Origin of the sequence: Streptomyces sp. NPDC002265 (assembly GCF_040296125.1) — a bacterium.
Classification (GTDB): domain Bacteria; phylum Actinomycetota; class Actinomycetes; order Streptomycetales; family Streptomycetaceae; genus Streptomyces.
In genome coordinates this window covers 41,695-57,691 of record NZ_JBEOWS010000016.1, presented here as the reverse complement: position 1 = coordinate 57,691, position 15,997 = coordinate 41,695, and the positions used below count along the sequence as shown (strand labels likewise).

Below are 15,997 nucleotides of genomic sequence, written 5' to 3'. Positions count from 1 at the left end.
GCCCCCACGCCCCGAGCTGTTCAAACCCCGCGGCCCGCACCCGCACCCCCGAGCTCTCACACGTGCTGGGGCCCCCCCCCCTGCACGACCTCGTGGCCGCGCTGGTGCGGTATCACCACCGACCCCTGCTGCAAGGCCACCGTCCGGGTCGGCGCGGGGATGCGGATGCCCTCCTCGCGGAAGCGGCGGTGCAGACGCTTGATGAACTCGTGCTTGATCCGGTACTGGTCGCTGAACTCGCCGACGCCCAGGATCACCGTGAAACCGATGCGCGAGTCGCCGAAGGTGTGGAAACGCACCGCGGGCTCGTGGTCCGGCAGGGCGCCGGCGACCCCGGTCATCACCTCGGCGACCACCTCGATGGTCACCCGCTCGACGTGCTCCAGATCGCTGTCGTAGCCGACACCGGCCTGCACCAGCACGGTCTGGTGCTGCTCGGGCCGGGTGTAGTTGGTCATGTTCGTCTTCGCCAGCTGCCCGTTGGGGATGACGACCAGGTTGTTGGAGAGCTGGCGCACGGTGGTCTGACGCCAGTTGATGTCGACGACGTACCCCTCCTCGCCGCTGGTCAGCCGGATGTAGTCCCCGGGCTGGACGGTCTTGGAGGCCAGGATGTGGACGCCGGCGAAGAGGTTCGCCAGGGTGTCCTGAAGGGCGAGCGCCACCGCCAGACCGCCGACACCCAGGGCGGTGAGCATCGGGGCGATCGAGATGCCCAGCGTCTGGAGCACCACCAGGAAGCCGATCGCCAGCACCAGCACCCGGGTGATGTTGACGAAGATCGTGGCCGATCCGGCGACGCCGGAGCGGGACTGGGTGACGGTCTGCACCAGCCCGGAGACCACCCGCGCCGCCGACAGCGTCACCACGAAGATGAGCAGCACGGTCAGACACTGGTTGACGTGCCGCTGCACCGTGTGGGTCAGCGGCAGCACCGCCGCCGCGGCGGCCGCGCCGCCCGCCATCGAGGCCCACGGCACCACCGTCCGCAGGGCGTCCACCATCACGTCGTCGCCGCTCCAGCGGGTGCGCTTGGCGTGCTTGGCCAGCCAGCGCAGCAGCGTGCGCGAGAGGAAGGCCCCCAGCAGCCCCGCCGCCAGGGCGATCCCGGCGAGCATCAGGTCGTCGAGCGTCACTGCGCGGTTCACCGGCCGCCTCCGGAGGAACGGTCTGCGGCGTGAGCCGCCGCCGACGGCCGGGTGTGAAGTCTCGTCACGTTGTCACCTGCTCGATTCCGGGAAGCGCGAACGCGCCGCCCGCGTCTTCCGCGCGGACGGCGCGATCGCTCATCCTGCCGTATCCGGTAGAGCAGTTCGTACCGGACCCGGCGCAAGGCCGTGCAGCTCAGACCGATTTCGGCGGCTGCCGGACCGTATGACCGGCAGGTCTCAGACGATCCCCTCGGCCAGTTCGGCCTGTTCCCGGTCGGAGCCGTACGCGGCCGTCGTGGGCGTGCCGTACGAGCGGCGGGCGACGAACCACCACACGGTGGCGAGGACCAGGACGACGGCGAGCGCCACGGAGGCGTAGTTCATCGTGTCCACCGTCACCGGCGACGCCTGCGGCAGGCAGAACAGCACCGTCACACCGGCCACCCACACCACCGCGATCCAGCCGATCGGCTTGCTCCACCGGCCCAGGTTCCAGGGACCCGGCCGGAAACGGTCGCCCGCGCGCAGCCGCAGCAGCACCGGTATCGCGTACGCGGGGGTGATGCCGATGACGTTGATGGCCGTGACCGCGCCGTACGCGGTCGCCGAGTACAGCGACGGCAGCGCCAGCACGGCGGCGACCCCCACCGACAGCCACACGGCGGCGACCGGGGTCTGGGTGCGGCTGCTGACCCGGCGCCAGATGTCGGACCCGGGCAGCGCGCCGTCGCGGCTGAACGCGAACACCATCCGGCTGGCGGCGGCGACCTCGGCGTTGCCGCAGAACAGCTGCGCGATGATCACGACGATGAGCAGCGCGCTCGCACCGTCCGTGCCGAGGCCGTCGAGCAGGATCTGCGCGGGCGGCACCCCGGTCGCGCTGTTGCGGGTGGCGTCGTAGTCCTGGATGGCGAAGGTGAGACCGGCCAGCAGGACGAAGCCCGCGATCCACGACACCCAGATGGAGCGCACGATGCCGCGGGCCGCCGACACCGAGGCGTTGGAGGTCTCCTCCGACAGGTGGGCCGAGGCGTCGTAGCCGCAGAAGGTGTACTGGGCCAGCAGCAGGCCGAGCGCCGCCGCGTACAGGGGGTTGTCCCAGCCGGTGTCGTTGACGAACTTGGTGAACACGAAGGACGGCGACTGGTGGTGGTCGGGGACGATCGCCAGCGCGCCGACGATCAGGGCGACGCCCGCCAGGTGCCACCAGACGCTGATGGAGTTGAGCACGCTGACCAGCTGCACGCCGAACAGGTTCAGCACGGCGTGCAGCAGCAGGATCGCGATGAAGATCAGCATCGTCTTGCCGGGCGTCGGTTCGAAGCCCCACTGGAGATTGGCGAAGGCGCCGGCGAACAGGGCGGCGCCGTAGTCGATGCCCGCGATCGCACCGAGCAGACCGAGCAGATTCAGCCAGCCCGTGTACCAGCCCCAGCGGCGGCCGCCGAGCCGGTCGGCCATGTAGTACAGCGCGCCGGACGTCGGATACGCGCTGGTCACCTCGGCCAGCGCGAGCCCCACGCACAGCACGAACAGACCCACTCCGGCCCAGCCCCACAGCATCACGGCGGGCCCGCCGGTGCCCAGGCCGAAGCCGTACAGCGTCATGCAGCCGGACAGGATCGAGATCACCGAGAAGCTGATCGCGAAGTTGCCGAAGCCGCCCATGCGACGGGCCAGAACAGGCCGGTAGCCGAGCTCGCGCAGCCGCTGCTCCTCGTCGTGCGGACTGCTCGGGCCGTGCGGACCGTCCGGCGCGTCCACGAGCGGACCGGCCACGGAACTCTCCTTCGTGCGGGGCGGATCGGACGGATCAGAGGTGCGGGACATGCGTAACCTCCGGGGGGATGGGGGACATCGACGGGGGTGCGTCGAGGGGGTGCGTCAGTCGGGATCGTGCGAGGCCGCCCGGGAACGCGTGCGGGCCTGGAGGAAGACCTCCATGGCCCGGCCGCCGTCCGGGGCGCGGTACGCCCAGGGCACAGGCGTGTAGTACGGCCCGATGGCATCGAACACCCGGGCCGCGTCCGGGAACCTGAGCGCGCCCCACAGGGCGTGCGCCAGATGGTTGAGGTCCTGCGGGGAACGCTGCTCGGGGACGCTCGACTCGAACCAGGTCACCAGCGCCCGCCGCGCCTCACGGCTGGCGTCCTCCGCCACCCAGTGCAGGTCCAGGGCGGCGTCGCGGCCACCGCCGCGCCGGTAGCGCTCGGCCCGCACGTACAGCGGCAGCAGATGCAGCGGGGACCCCTGCGGTGCGTCCCCGGCGACCCGGTGGGCGTAGCCGGTCGCCTCCGCCAGCCGCTCCGAGGCCGCCCGCGTGTACAGGAACTGCACCATGCGGTGGTGGGCCTCGCGGTTGAACGGATCACGCCGGTCGGCCTCGCCCAGCAGGCCCCAGGGACCCGGCGGCAGCGTCGGCTCCGGCGCCGCCACCCGGTGCTCGTCCCACAGCAGCTGCCGGTCCAGCTGCGCCAGCGACAGCAGGCACACCCACGGGACCGGATCCGCGGGCGCGCGGTCGGCGGCGGTACGGCTGGCGTCCCAGGCCTCGATCCACAGCTCATGGGCGCGGCGGTGGCCCTCGCGGTGCGCCCGCAGGGCCCGCTCCACGGCCACCCGGGCGTGCATCACCGCCGCCGGCACGCTGGACGGCTCCTCGGCCAGCCAGGCGCGCACCACGTCGCTGCCGGCGGCGGCCGCCGCCAGCACCTGGGTGCGCTGCGTCCACTGCCACCACTGGGTGGTCTCGTCGAGCAGCCCGCGCATCGACATCCAGCGTCCGGCACGCAGCTCCTGGAGGGCGGCACGCAGCGCGGAATCGTGGCCTGCGGGGTCGTAGGAGGGTCGGGCTCCCTCTCTGGCCATCAGCCGACCGCCCCGGGACGAGGGCGGGGCATGACGGCAGGGCGGAGTAACAACAGCCCTCCTCTGGGCGGCAGTCGAGGAGATCGCACCGGGACGGCGGTCACTATAGAGGTGCTTGTTGGGCATCACCCCCGGATTCCAGTTCGTCTCGAACTTCGTTATCTACGCGGTTAGTTGACTGTCCCTCAGCCAACGAAGAGTCGGGCGGGGCGCCAGGTGGGCGGCGCTTGACGCGGTACCGGCGACGACGGCAGGCTGTCGGGCTGTGATCACCTCCGGATCACCTGCGGAAGAGGTGTAGATGACAGGTCCGGTACTCGCCGTCGACCAGGGCACGTCCGGCACCAAGGCGCTGGTGATCTGCCCCGAACGTGGCGTCATCGGCACCGGGTTCACGGCCGTACGTCCCCGCCATCTGCCCGGCGGCCTGGTCGAGGTCGGCCCGGGCGAGCTGTACGCCTCGGTGGTCGAGGCCGGTACCCGCGCCCTGGCCGAGGCCGGTGAACCCGTCATCGCGGTGGGCCTCGCCAACCAGGGCGAGACGGTGCTCGCCTGGGACCCCGCCGACGGCCGCCCGCTGACCGACGCGCTCGTCTGGCAGGACCGCCGCGCCCAGAGCGTGTGCACCGAACTGGCCGAACACGCCGATGAGTTACGTCACCTCACCGGCCTTCCGCTCGACCCCTATTTCGCCGCGCCGAAAATGGCCTGGATACGACGTCACCTCACCCGCGAGGGGGTGGTGACCACCAGCGACGCGTGGCTCGTGCACCGGCTCACCGGCAGCTTCGTCACCGACGCCGCGACCGCCGGGCGCACCCAGCTCCTCGACCTCGACCAGGCCGGCTGGTCGCCCCGCGCCCTCGACCTGTACGGGCTGTCCGGTGAACGGCTCCCCGACGTCGTCGACAACGCCGCCCCCGTCGGCACCACCACCGCCTTCGGCCCCGAGATCCCGCTCACCGGACTCGTCGTCGACCAGCAGGCCGCCCTGCTCGCCCAGCGCGTCACCGCGCCCGGCGGCGCCAAGTGCACCTACGGCACCGGCGCGTTCCTGCTCGCCCACACCGGCGACACCCCGATGCGCGGCACCTCGGGACTGGTCAGCTGCGTCGCCTGGCGGCTCGGCGGACGCACCGCCTACTGCCTCGACGGCCAGGTCTACACGGCCGCCTCCGCCGTCCGCTGGCTCACCGACCTCGGCGTCATCACCGGCGCCACCGACCTCGACCGGGTCGGCGGCACCGCCTTCGACAGCGGCGGCGTCACCTTCGTACCGGCGCTGGCCGGCCTCGCCGCCCCCTGGTGGCGCGGCGACATCCGCGGTTCGCTCACCGGGCTCGGCCTCGACACCGGCCCCGGGCACGTGGTGCACGCGCTGTGCGAGGGCCTCGCCGCCCAGGTGGCCGAACTCGCCGAGGCCGCCGCGGCCGACCAGGGCGTCCCCCTGTCCGAACTGCGCGTCGACGGCGGCCTGACCCGCTCCGCGCTGCTCATGCAGACCCAGGCCGACCTGCTGCAACGCCCCGTCGAGGTGTCCGCGCTGCCCGACGCGACCGCCCTGGGCACCGGCGCCCTGGCCCTGCTCGGCGCCGTGCCGGGGACGACGGTCGCCGACGCCCTGCCGGAGTGGAAGCCCGCGGCCGTCTACGAGCCGCGCATCTCGCCCGGCCAGGCGGCCGAACGCCGCGCCACCTTCCGCGCGGCGGTGGCCGCGCTGCTGGACGGGGCACCCGTATGACACACCCGGCGGCCGCCTTCCGCGCCGGGACGCGCGTGAGCCGTACGTGGGTGAGCCGTACGCCCGTGAGCCGTGCGTGGGTGAGCCGTACGCCCGTGAGCCGTACGTGCGTGAGCGGTGCGTGCGTGAGCGGTGCGCGGGCGAGCCGTACGTGCGTGAGCGGTGCACCCGTGAGGCGTACGCGTGTGAGCCGTGCGCCATTGAGGCTTACGCCCGTAAGCCGTACGCGCGTCAGCGGTGCGACCGTGAGGCGTACGCCCGTATGCCGGACGTCCGTGACGCGCTCGCCCGCCCGCCGGGCGCCCGCGGGCCGCCGCACGCCCCCGGGCCGGACGTGCGGATGACGGTCACCGCGCACGGGCCCCTGCCCGCGGCGACCTACGACGTGGCGGTCGTCGGCGCCGGAGTCGTCGGCTGCGCGATCGCCCGGGAACTCGCCCGCCGCCCCGGGCTGCGCATCGCGCTCGTCGAGGCGCAGGACGACGTCGGACAGGGCAGCTCCAAGGCCAACACGGCCATCCTGCACAGCGGTTTCGACGCCGTCCCCGGCTCCCTGGAGGCCCGCCTGGTCCGCGAGGGCGCCCGGCTGCTGGCCGCGTACGCCGCCGAGTGCGGCATCCCCGTCGAACCCGTCGGCGCGCTGCTCGTCGCCTGGGACGAGGAACAGCTCGCCGCGCTGCCCCGCCTCGCGGACAAGGCGGTGCGCAACGGCTACCACGACGCCCGGCAGCTGGATCCCGCCGCGCTGTACGCCCGCGAACCGCGCCTGGGCCCCGACGCCCTGGGCGCCCTGCACATACCCGGCGAGAGCATCATCTGCCCCTGGACGACGACCCTCGCCTACGCCACCCAGGCGGTCCGCAACGGAGTCGACCTGCATCTCAACTCGCCCGTGGAGCGGGCAAGTCGGCAGGGCGGCACGCATGTCCTCGGCACCGCGAGGGGCGAACTGCGCGCCCGCCGGCTGGTCAACGCGGCCGGCCTGCACGCCGACACCCTCGACCGGCGGCTCGGCCGGCACGACTTCACCGTCACCCCGCGCCGGGGCCAGCTCCTCGTCTTCGACAAGGCCGCCCGCGACCTGGTCCGGCACATCCTGCTGCCCGTCCCCACCGCGCTCGGCAAGGGCGTCCTGGTCGCCCCCACCGTCTACGGCAACGTCCTGCTCGGCCCCACCGCGGAGGACCTGCACGACCGACGGGCCACCGAGTCCACCGCCGAAGGTCTGTCCCGGCTGCGCGAGCAGGGCCGCCGCATCCTGCCCGAGCTGCTCGCGGAGGAGGTCACGGCCGTCTACGCGGGCCTGCGCGCCGCCACCGAGCACGAGGACTACCGCATCCGCGCCCACCCCGGGCAGGCGTACGTCACCGTCGGCGGCATCCGCTCCACCGGGCTGACCGCGTCCCTCGCCATCGCCGAGCACGTCGTAGGCCTGCTCACCGCCGACGGACTCGACGCGGCCCCGGCCCGGGACCTGGAACCGGTCCGCATGCCCAACCTCGGCGAGGCGTTCCCGCGCCCCTACCAGCGGGCCGAACTCATCGCCGCCGACCCGGAGTACGGCCGCCTCGTCTGCCACTGCGAACGCGTCTCCCGCGGCGAGATCCGCGACGCGCTCACCGCCACCGTCCCCGCGCGCACCCTGGAGGGGCTGCGCCGCAGGACCCGGGCCAGGGCCGGCCGCTGCCAGGGCTTCTACTGCGGGGCGGCGGTACGGGCGCTGTTCGAGGAGGCACAGCGAGGCGGCACAGCGGTCACGGCCGGACGGGCACGGGCCGAGGAGGCCGGGACGTGACGGCCGTACGCCGGGTCGACGTCCTCGTCGTCGGGGCCGGCCCGGCCGGACTGGCGACGGCCGCCCGGCTGGCCACGGCGGGCGCGGGCCGGGTCGAGGTACTGGACCGCGAGCAACAGGCCGGGGGAGTGCCCCGGCACTGCGCCCACGGCGGCTACGGCACCTGGCTGCACCCGCTGACCGGCCCCGGGTACGCCCGGCTGCTGCTCGACGCGGCGGACCGGGCCGGGGTGAGCGTCCGTACCGGCGTGACCGCCCTCGACTGGGCCGGACCGCTGTCCCTGCACACCGTCGGCCCGCACGGGCCGGAGACGATCGAGGCCCGCGCGGTCGTCCTGGCCACCGGGGCCCGGGAACGGCCGCGCGCCGCACGGCTGATGCCCGGCACCCGCCCGGCCGGCGTGTACACCACCGGCGAACTCCAGCAGGCGGTGCACCTGTACCGGCAGCACATCGGCACCCGCGCGGTGGTCGTCGGCGCGGAGGACGTCTCGTACGCGGCGGCCGCGACCCTGCGGGCCGCCGGAGTCGTCGTGGCGGCCATGGTGACCGACCTGCCCCGCGCCCAGACGGCGCCCGCGCGGGCCGCGGACGCCCGGCTGCGGCACCGGCTGCCGCTGCTGACCGGCACCTCGGTGACCGAACTCTTCGGCCGTGGGCGGCTCTCCGGCGTCCGGGTCCGCCACCGCGACGGCCGCACGGCCACGCTCGCCTGCGACACCGTGGTCTTCACCGGCGACTTCGTCCCCGACCACGAACTGGCCCGGCGCGGCGGGCTGTTGCTGGATTCCGGCACCCGCGGTCCCGCCGTCGACGGCGGCCTGCGCACCTCGCGGCCCGGCGTCTTCGCCGCCGGCAGCGTGCTGCACGCCGTGGAGAGCGCGGCGACGGCCGCCCGCGAGGGCGCGTACGCGGGCAGCACGGTCCGGGACTGGCTCGCCACGGGCGGCTGGCCCGACGGAATCCCCCTGCTCGTGGACCCGCCGCTGCGCTGGATCGCCCCGAACCGAGTCGTCCCTAACCGTGTCGCCCCGACCCGAGTTGCCCCGACCCGAGTCGTCCCGACCCGAGTCGTCCCGACCCGAGTCGTCCCGGCCGACGGCATGCCGGGCGGGTGGGGTCCGTACGTCCTGCGCACCTCGATCGTGGTCGCCCGCCCGGTCCTGCACGTCAGCCAGGACGACCGCCTCCTGCACACCGAGCGCCCGCGCACCCGTACCGCCGTGCCCCATCGCACCCTGACCCTCACCGCCCACTGGACCGGACGGGTCGATCCGAAGGGCGGCCCGGTACGGGTGTCACTCGCCTGACCGCGGCACTCATCCGACCGTCCGCGACAGCGCTCACGAGGCGGGTCAGCCGGTTCGGAGGGTCCCCTCAGAGGTCCCCGAACGCCCCGTGCCGCCCCGCACCCCCCGCGAAGCGGGCCGCGCCCTCGAGTCCCTCCGCCAGTACGCCCATGCCGTGGCGCAGCTCGCCCCGGATCGCCGCCGCCTCGTCCAGGCCCTCCTGGTCCAGGACCGAGGCCCGGTCGGAGCGCAGGCACGCCTGCGGGAAGAGGGCGATCGCGGCGGCCAGTTCCTCGGCCGCCGCGCGGGCGGTGCCGGTGGCGACCACCCGGTTCGCCAGCCCCATCTCGTAGGCCTCCCGGGCCGGGACCGGGCGGCCGGTCAGGATCATGTCGAGGGCGCGGCTCGTACCGATCAGCCGGGGCAGCCGTACCGTGCCGCCGTCGATGAGGGGCACGCCCCAGCGGCGGCAGAACACCCCGAAGACGGCGTCCTCCTCGGCGACCCGCAGATCGCACCAGAGCGCCAGTTCCAGCCCTCCGGCCACGGCGTGTCCGGCGACGGCGGCGATCACCGGCTTGGACAGCCGCATCCGGGTCGGCCCCATCGGGCCGTCGCCGTCCTCCGCGACCCGGTTGCCGTGCTCCCCGCCCGCCGCCTTGAGGTCGGCGCCCGCGCAGAACGTACCGCCCTCGCCCCAGAGCACCGCCACCCGCGCCTCGTCGTCCGCCTCGAACTCGTGGAAGGCGGCGGCCAGTTCGGCGGCCGTGGGACCGTCCACCGCGTTGCGGGCCTCGGGCCGGGAGAGCACGACAGTCGTGACGTATCCCCGGCGTTCCGTCCGGATCGGCATGGTGGGATCCCCTTCCGTACGACGGGCTCGTCGCGTCCGTCGCGTCCGTCGAGTTCGCTGGGGCGAGTCTCGCAGGCGCGCTCCGGGCTCGACCGGGGACCCGGGTCCTGCCGGGTCAGATCACCTTCAGCCGTACCAGCGCGCCCAGCGTCAGCGCCCCCGGCAGCAGCGGCAGCCACACGGTGATGATCCGGTACGCCAGGACCACTGCCGTGGTCACCGCCACCGGGCCGCCCGCCGCCACCAGTGCCACGATCAGGGCCGCGTCGACCGAGCCGAGCCCGCCCGGGGTGGGCACCAGGGCCACGGCGACGGTCGCCGCGAGATAGGCCACCGCGATGTGCGTGGGCGGCACCGGCAGCCCCAGCGCCTGCCCGACCGCCGCCAGACCGGTGGCCTGGAGCGCCGGGAACGCCAGCGAACCGCCCCACAGGGCGAACGCCCGTGCCGGACGGGTGTGCACCGAGTGTGCCTCGCCGAGTGCGGTGCGCAGGAAGGAGAGCACGGCGTTGCGCAGCCTGCGTATCGTCGCGAGCACGACCGCGGCCACGGCCACGACGCCGCCCGCGGCCCACAGCAGGGGCCCGAGCGCCCCGTGCGGCAGCAGGGTGCCGACCCGCAGCGCGTGCGGGAAGGCCAGGAGCAGCGCGGCCAGCAGACCCAACCGCCCCACGCTCTCGGCGAGCAGATACAGCGCGAGGGCGGCCGAGGACCGGGCCAGCGGCACCCCGCAGACCGTCATGAAGCGCAGGTTCACCGCGCTCGCGCCCAGTCCGGTGGGCAGCAGGTGGTTGGCCGCGCCCGCGGCGAACTGGGTGAGGAGCAGCCGCCGTCTGGGCAGCCGTTCGACGAGCGCGCCCTGGCGGGTGAAGGCCGCCGCCACCCAGGTCAGGCAGGTCGCCCCGGCCGCGGCCAGCAGCCAGGGCCACTCGGCGCCGCGCAGGTGGCCGATGCCCTCGGCCAGTACGGAGCGGTGCTGCACCGCGACCACGCCGAGCAGCAGCAGCGGAAGCAGGCAGAGAATCTGGCGGACGGGGACGCGGGTCACAGTGGGAGAGGTTTTCCGCACCACGTCAACGACGGGTTGCGGCTGTGGGGACGGGGGCTTACGGACGGGCAGCGGATGGGGAGAAAGGGTCATCGGATCCTTCGTCTGCGGGAATTCCGGACGGACATTGACCTCAACGAAGCTTGAGGTCCTAGGTTCTGTCCCATGAGCATGGAAACCACCGCCTGGACGCAGCTGTACAGCGTCATGAACGCCCGGCAGGAACGCCGCCCCTACGACCGCGCGACCCTGCGCCGCATCGGCGCGTTCGCCCGCCCGCACCGGCGCCGTATCGCGCTGTTCGTCGTCCTCGGGGTGGTGACCGCGCTGACCGCCGTGGCGACGCCGGTCCTGGCCGGCCACGTCGTGGACGCGATCGTGTCGCACGGGGACCGGCGCACCGTCGTACGGCTCGCCCTGCTGATCGCGCTGATCGCGGTGCTGGAGGCGGCGCTCGGCATCCTCGGCAGGCGCCTGTCGGCGATGCTCGGGGAAGGACTCATCCTCGATCTCCGGACGGCGGTGTTCGATCATGTGCAGCGGATGCCGGTCGCGTTCTTCACACGTACTCGTACGGGAGCGCTCGTCTCCCGTCTCAACAACGACGTGATCGGCGCCCAGCGCGCGTTCAGCAACACCCTCTCCGGAGTCGTCAGCAACCTGGTCACGCTGCTGCTCACGCTCGCCGTCATGCTGACCCTGTCCTGGCAGATCACCCTGCTCGCCCTGGTGCTGCTCCCGGTGTTCGTGGTGCCGGCCAGGCGCATGGGCAGCCGGATGGCCCGGATGCAGCGGGAGGCGGCCACCCTCAACGCGGCGATGGGCACCCGGATGACGGAACGCTTCTCCGCTCCGGGCGCCACCCTGGTCAAGCTCTTCGGCCGGCCCGAGGAGGAGTCGCAGGAGTTCACCGTCCGCGCCGGTCAGGTGCGGGACATCGGGGTGCGTACCGCCACCGCCCAGTCGGTGTTCATGACGGCCCTGACCCTGGTCTCCGCCCTGGCCCTGGCCCTCGTCTACGGCCTCGGCGGCTGGTTCGCCCTGCGCGGAACCCTGGAGCCCGGCGCGGTCGTCTCCCTCGCCCTGCTGCTGACCCGCCTCTACGCCCCGCTCACCTCGCTGGCCGGAGCCCGGGTCGAGGTGATGAGCGCGCTCGTCAGCTTCGAGCGGGTCTTCGAGGTGCTCGACCTGAAGCCGCTCATCGAGGAGAAGCCGGACGCCCGTCCGGTCCCCGACGGTCCGGTGGCCGTCGAGTTCGACGACGTCCGCTTCGGCTACCCGTCCGCCGACAAGGTCTCGCTCGCCTCCCTGGAGGAGGTCGCCTCCCTCGACACCCGAGGCGGCGCCGAGGTGCTGCGCGGCGTCTCCTTCCGCGCCGAGCCCGGTCAGACGGTCGCCCTGGTCGGCTCGTCCGGCGCCGGCAAGTCCACCATCGCCCAGCTCCTGCCGCGCCTCTACGACGTCGACGAGGGCGCGGTGCGCGTCGGCGGCGTCGACGTGCGCGACCTCACCGCCGCCTCGCTGCGCGAGACCCTGGGCATGGTCACCCAGGACGGCCATCTGTTCCACGACTCGGTCCGGGCCAACCTGCTGCTGGCCCGCCCCGGCGCCGCCGAGGACGAACTGTGGGACGCGCTGCGCCGGGCCCGGCTGGACACCCTCGTACGATCCCTGCCCGACGGCCTCGACACGGTCGTCGGGGAACGCGGCTACCGGCTCTCCGGCGGCGAACGCCAGCGCATGACCATCGCCCGGCTGCTCCTGGCCCGCCAGCGCGTCGTGATCCTCGACGAGGCCACCGCCCACCTCGACAACACCTCGGAGGCGGCCGTCCAGGAGGCGCTCACCGAGGCCCTGGCCGGCCGCACCGCGATCGTGATCGCCCACCGGCTGTCCACCGTGCGCGCCGCGGACCAGATCCTGGTGATCGAGGCGGGCCGGGTCGTGGAACGCGGCACCCACGACCAGCTCCTGGCCGCCGAGGGCCGCTACGCGGAGCTGTACCGCACCCAGTTCGCGAACGGGACGGCGGACGCGGCCGCGCACGCCGCTGCGGCGGACCCGGCTGCCGGGGACGCGGTCCCCGCAGGTTCCGCCGCCACGGGCACCGGCCCCGCCGACTCCGCCGCGCCGGGTTCCGCCGGGACAGCCGGGGGACACGGGCCGCTCTCCGCCGCTCCCGTCGGCTGAGAGCGGCCGGCGCCCGGCCGGAGCGCGGCGGGTTCTCCGGCCCCGGACGCGGTCAGTTCTTGTAGTCGGGTGCGATGCGCTCGACCAGGCGCAGCAGCGCGGCCCAGGCGAGGTCGTAGGCGTCGTGGTCCTCGAAGTCGGAGGCGGCCTCGCCGGACAGCTGCCGGGCGGTGTACTCGCACACCTGCTCCGAGGGCAGGATCAGCGGGGCGCCGCCGGCCTGTGCGGTGACCTGGATCTCGCAGGCCTTCTCCAGGTAGTACATGCGCAGGAACGCCTGCTTGGCGCTGTCGCCGACGGTCAGCAGACCGTGGTTGCGCAGGATCAGCGCCGGGTGGGCGCCGAGGTCGTCGACCAGGCGTTCCTGCTCCTCGAGGTTGAGGGCGACGCCCTCGTAGTCGTGGTAGCCGACGCGGTTGTGGAACTCCATCGACATCTGGTTCACCGGCAGCAGCCCGCCCTGCTGGGCGGCTACGGCGCAGCCCGCCTTGGTGTGGGTGTGCAGCACGCAATGGGCGTCGGGGCGCGCCTTGTGGATCGCGCTGTGGATCACGAAGCCGGCCGGGTTGACCGGGTGCGGGCTCGGCTCGACGGCGTTGCCGTCCAGGTCGATCTTGACCAGGCTGGAGGCGGTGATCTCCTCGAAGAGCAGGCCGTAGGGGTTGATGAGGAAGTGGTGGTCCGGGCCGGGCAGCCGCTGCGAGATGTGGGTGAAGATCAGGTCGGTCATGCGGAAGTGCGCGACCAGGCGGTACACGGCGGCGAGCTCGCGCCGCAGGCGCAGCTCCTCCGCGGCCGCGGAGGCGTCGGTGCCGACCGTGACGGGGGCGGTGAGGGTGTCGGTCACGCGGATGCTCCTTGGGTGTGGCGGGGTGAGGCGGCGGACGCCGGAACCGGTTCCGGGACGACGACGGGCGTGTGCGGGCGGCCGGTGGTCCACCAGGCGATGACGTTGCGCGCGGGCTCGGTGGCGTAGGCGCGCAGCGAGGCGTCGGACAGGAAGGCGCTGTGCGGCGAGAGCAGCAGCCGCGGGTGGCTGCGCAGCGGGTCGTCGGCGGCGGGCGGCTCGACCGGGAACACGTCGAGCGCGGCACCGGCGAGCCGCCCGCTGTCGAGCGCGGCGAGCAGGGCGGCAGGGTCGACGAGGTCGCCGCGGGAGACGTTGACGAGAACGGCGCCGGGTCGGGTGCGGGCGAGCAGCGCGGCGTCGACCATGCCCCGGGTCCGCGGGGTCGACGCGGTGTGCAGCGACAGGACGTCGGCGCTCGCCACGAGGGTGTCCAGGTCGACCCGCTCGACGCCCGTGGGCCAGTCGGTGGTGTGCGGGTCGTGGGCGACGACGCGGCCGAAGACGGGTGCGGCGAGTCGGGCGAGGGCGCGGGCGATCCGGCCGAAGCCGAGCAGACCGAGCGTCATCTCGCTCGCGCGGCGCGGCACTTCGGTGAAGTCGGTGTTCCAGCCGCCGGCCCGGACCACGGCGTCGGCCTGCGGCAGCCGCCGGGTCAGGGCGAGCGCCGAGGCGAGGGCGTGCACCGCGACCTCCTCGGTGGCCGAGCCGGGCAGGTTCGCCACCCACAGGCCCCGGCGGGCGGCCTCGACGGTGTCGATCATGTCGTAGCCCGCGGACATGGTCGCGAGGATCCGCAGCCGCGGCATCCGGTCCAGCAGGGCCGCGTCGATCCGCGCGTAGCCGACGATCAGCGCGTCGGCGTCCCGTGCTGCCCCGGCGATCGTCTCCGGGTCGCGGCTGCCGACGACCCTGACGTCGAAGCCGGCCTCGGCCAGCAGGGCCACGCCGGGCGCGGGATCCAGTTCCTCGGTATCGGTGATCACGACGACAGGTCGCGGCACGCCGTCCTCCAAGAATGATTCGGTTGCTTTACGGGTAGTGAAGTTACGTTTCGACCGTTCAACTTGTCCAGCCCGGACGAGAAGATTGCGGATGTCGATCCAGGGGCGGGGTGCCGAACGGTGGAGTCCCCGCCGTCGGGGCGGCCGAGTCCCCGCCGTCGAGGCGGCAGGCGGGCTGGCCGAGAATGGGCGGCGTCCGGGCCGTGGGCCCGGTGGCGGGTCCGACCACGGAGGAGATCAGCAGGTGGAGCGGGTGGAGCAGGTCGGCCAGGCAGGGCCGGTGGAACAGGTGGCGCTCGACGACACCGATCTGGCGATCGTGCGGGAGCTGCAGACCGACGGGCGGCTGGCCTACGAGACGCTGGCGCAGCGGGTGGGCCTGTCGCGTCCAGCCACCCGGATGCGCGCCCAGCGGCTGCAGGAGTCCGGTGCCGTGCGGGTCGTGGCCATCGTGCACCCGGCCGTGCGCAGCCTGTCCGCCTCCGCCCATCTGGCCATCGACACACGCGGCGCCGCAGCCCCGGTGGCGCGCGAGATCGCCGCCCTCCCGCAGGCGCCGTTCGTCACCCTGACCAGCGGGCGGCGGGCCATCATGACGGAGCTGCGCACGGCGGGCTTCGGCGAGCTGGAGCGGACCATCGAGCACATCCGGGCGCTGCCGGGCGTGCGCACCGTCGACCCGCTGATCGCGACCCGGCACGTGAAGGACCCGTACCTGCTGGCCGAGGAGCCGACCGTCGCGCTGCAGGACGCGATGGACGAACGGATCCTCGCCGAGCTGGAGGAGGACGGGCGGCTGCCGTTCGCCGAGCTGGCGGGCCGGGTCGGCCTGTCGCCGGGGGCGACCCGCTCGCGCACCCTGCGACTGCTCGACGGCGGCGTGGCCAAGGTCGTCGCGCTGGTGCGGCCCGAGGTGCTCGGCATGGGCTACCTGTGCGGCTTCAGCCTGCGGGTGGCCGGGGAGGCGGCGGCCGTGGCGGAGCGGGTCGCCGGGTTCGCGCGGGTGACGTTCCTGTCGACCTGCCTGGGCCGCGCCGAACTCGTCGGCACGATCACCGCGGAGTCCTTCGGCGCGGTGCGCGCCACGCTGGAGGAGATGCGCGCGCTGCCCGCGGTGCGCGAGGTGGAGAGCTGGCTCCACCTGGAACTGATCAAGGAGCGGTACGACCTGGGGCCGCGCACGGCCTGACGGTGCGCCTGTCGGCATGGCT

General features: G+C 73.9%; 12 protein-coding genes and 1 pseudogene. 5 read left to right on the top strand and 8 right to left on the bottom strand.

Annotated features, from left to right (window positions below):
• Nucleotides 1-56: 56 nt before the first annotated feature.
• From ABT085_RS05100 to ABT085_RS05090, 3 genes are all read right to left on the bottom strand, one after another.
• Nucleotides 57-1,148 carry a mechanosensitive ion channel family protein gene (locus ABT085_RS05100; RefSeq protein WP_351602282.1) on the bottom strand — a complete coding sequence of 364 codons (1,092 nt, stop codon included), beginning with the start codon at nt 1,146-1,148 and terminating at the stop codon, nt 57-59.
• 240 nt (nt 1,149-1,388) lie between these two features.
• Nucleotides 1,389-2,981, bottom strand: coding sequence for an amino acid permease (locus ABT085_RS05095; protein ID WP_351602279.1), 1,593 nt, complete (start codon nt 2,979-2,981; stop codon nt 1,389-1,391).
• A 54-nt stretch (nt 2,982-3,035) separates the two neighbouring features.
• Complete coding sequence (locus tag ABT085_RS05090) at nt 3,036-4,019, bottom strand: hypothetical protein (protein ID WP_351602276.1); 984 nt, start codon at nt 4,017-4,019, stop codon at nt 3,036-3,038.
• A 301-nt stretch (nt 4,020-4,320) separates the two neighbouring features.
• On the opposite strand from ABT085_RS05090, the gene ABT085_RS05085 reads away from it, so the two are divergent.
• A complete protein-coding gene (locus ABT085_RS05085; protein ID WP_351602273.1) occupies nt 4,321-5,760 on the top strand; it encodes an FGGY family carbohydrate kinase in 1,440 nt (479 codons plus the stop codon).
• An 85-nt stretch (nt 5,761-5,845) separates the two neighbouring features.
• On the opposite strand, the pseudogene ABT085_RS05080 reads toward ABT085_RS05085, so the two are convergent.
• A pseudogene (locus ABT085_RS05080) lies at nt 5,846-6,079 on the bottom strand (pentapeptide repeat-containing protein); the annotation flags it as partial.
• Nucleotides 6,080-6,100: 21 nt separating this feature from the next.
• Between ABT085_RS05080 and ABT085_RS05075 the strand changes: the two are divergent.
• Both ABT085_RS05075 and ABT085_RS05070 read left to right on the top strand, forming a co-directional pair.
• Nucleotides 6,101-7,555, top strand: a complete 1,455-nt coding sequence (locus ABT085_RS05075) for an FAD-dependent oxidoreductase (protein WP_351602297.1) — start codon at nt 6,101-6,103, stop codon at nt 7,553-7,555.
• Complete coding sequence (locus ABT085_RS05070) at nt 7,552-8,865, top strand: NAD(P)/FAD-dependent oxidoreductase (RefSeq protein WP_351602270.1); 1,314 nt, start codon at nt 7,552-7,554, stop codon at nt 8,863-8,865. The genes ABT085_RS05075 and ABT085_RS05070 overlap by 4 nt, the downstream gene beginning before the upstream one ends.
• A gap of 67 nt (nt 8,866-8,932) precedes the next feature.
• On the opposite strand, the gene ABT085_RS05065 is transcribed toward ABT085_RS05070, so the two are convergent.
• Nucleotides 8,933-9,697 (bottom strand): crotonase/enoyl-CoA hydratase family protein, encoded by a 765-nt coding sequence (locus ABT085_RS05065; protein WP_351602267.1) that lies wholly within the window; start codon nt 9,695-9,697, stop codon nt 8,933-8,935.
• Nucleotides 9,698-9,812: 115 nt separating this feature from the next.
• A complete protein-coding gene (locus ABT085_RS05060) occupies nt 9,813-10,745 on the bottom strand; it encodes a lysylphosphatidylglycerol synthase transmembrane domain-containing protein (protein WP_351602264.1) in 933 nt (310 codons plus the stop codon).
• A 171-nt stretch (nt 10,746-10,916) separates the two neighbouring features.
• Between ABT085_RS05060 and ABT085_RS05055 the strand changes: the two genes are divergently transcribed.
• Nucleotides 10,917-12,935, top strand: coding sequence for an ABC transporter ATP-binding protein (locus tag ABT085_RS05055; RefSeq protein WP_351602294.1), 2,019 nt, complete (start codon nt 10,917-10,919; stop codon nt 12,933-12,935).
• A gap of 52 nt (nt 12,936-12,987) precedes the next feature.
• On the opposite strand, the gene ABT085_RS05050 is transcribed toward ABT085_RS05055, so the two are convergent.
• Nucleotides 12,988-13,782, bottom strand: a complete 795-nt coding sequence (locus ABT085_RS05050) for a class II aldolase/adducin family protein (RefSeq protein ID WP_351602261.1) — start codon at nt 13,780-13,782, stop codon at nt 12,988-12,990.
• On the bottom strand, nt 13,779-14,786 hold the full coding sequence (locus tag ABT085_RS05045) for a C-terminal binding protein (protein ID WP_351602258.1): 1,008 nt from the start codon (nt 14,784-14,786) through the stop codon (nt 13,779-13,781). Before ABT085_RS05045 ends, ABT085_RS05050 begins: the two co-directional genes overlap by 4 nt.
• Nucleotides 14,787-15,030: 244 nt before the next feature.
• Here ABT085_RS05045 and ABT085_RS05040 point away from each other — a divergent pair, with 244 nt between their 5' ends.
• Nucleotides 15,031-15,975 (top strand): Lrp/AsnC family transcriptional regulator, encoded by a 945-nt coding sequence (locus ABT085_RS05040; RefSeq protein WP_351602255.1) that lies wholly within the window; start codon nt 15,031-15,033, stop codon nt 15,973-15,975.
• Nucleotides 15,976-15,997 lie beyond the last annotated feature (22 nt).

Excerpts from the sequence above, each read along its gene's own strand:
- ABT085_RS05095 (WP_351602279.1), bottom strand. The coding sequence starts at position 2,981 with ATGTCCCGCACCTCTGATCCGTCCGATCCGCCCCGCACGAAGGAGAGT.
- ABT085_RS05090 (WP_351602276.1), bottom strand. The coding sequence starts at position 4,019 with ATGGCCAGAGAGGGAGCCCGACCCTCCTACGACCCCGCAGGCCACGAT.
- ABT085_RS05085 (WP_351602273.1), top strand. The coding sequence starts at position 4,321 with ATGACAGGTCCGGTACTCGCCGTCGACCAGGGCACGTCCGGCACCAAG.
- ABT085_RS05075 (WP_351602297.1), top strand. The coding sequence starts at position 6,101 with ATGACGGTCACCGCGCACGGGCCCCTGCCCGCGGCGACCTACGACGTG.
- ABT085_RS05065 (WP_351602267.1), bottom strand. The coding sequence starts at position 9,697 with ATGCCGATCCGGACGGAACGCCGGGGATACGTCACGACTGTCGTGCTC.
- ABT085_RS05055 (WP_351602294.1), top strand. The coding sequence starts at position 10,917 with ATGGAAACCACCGCCTGGACGCAGCTGTACAGCGTCATGAACGCCCGG.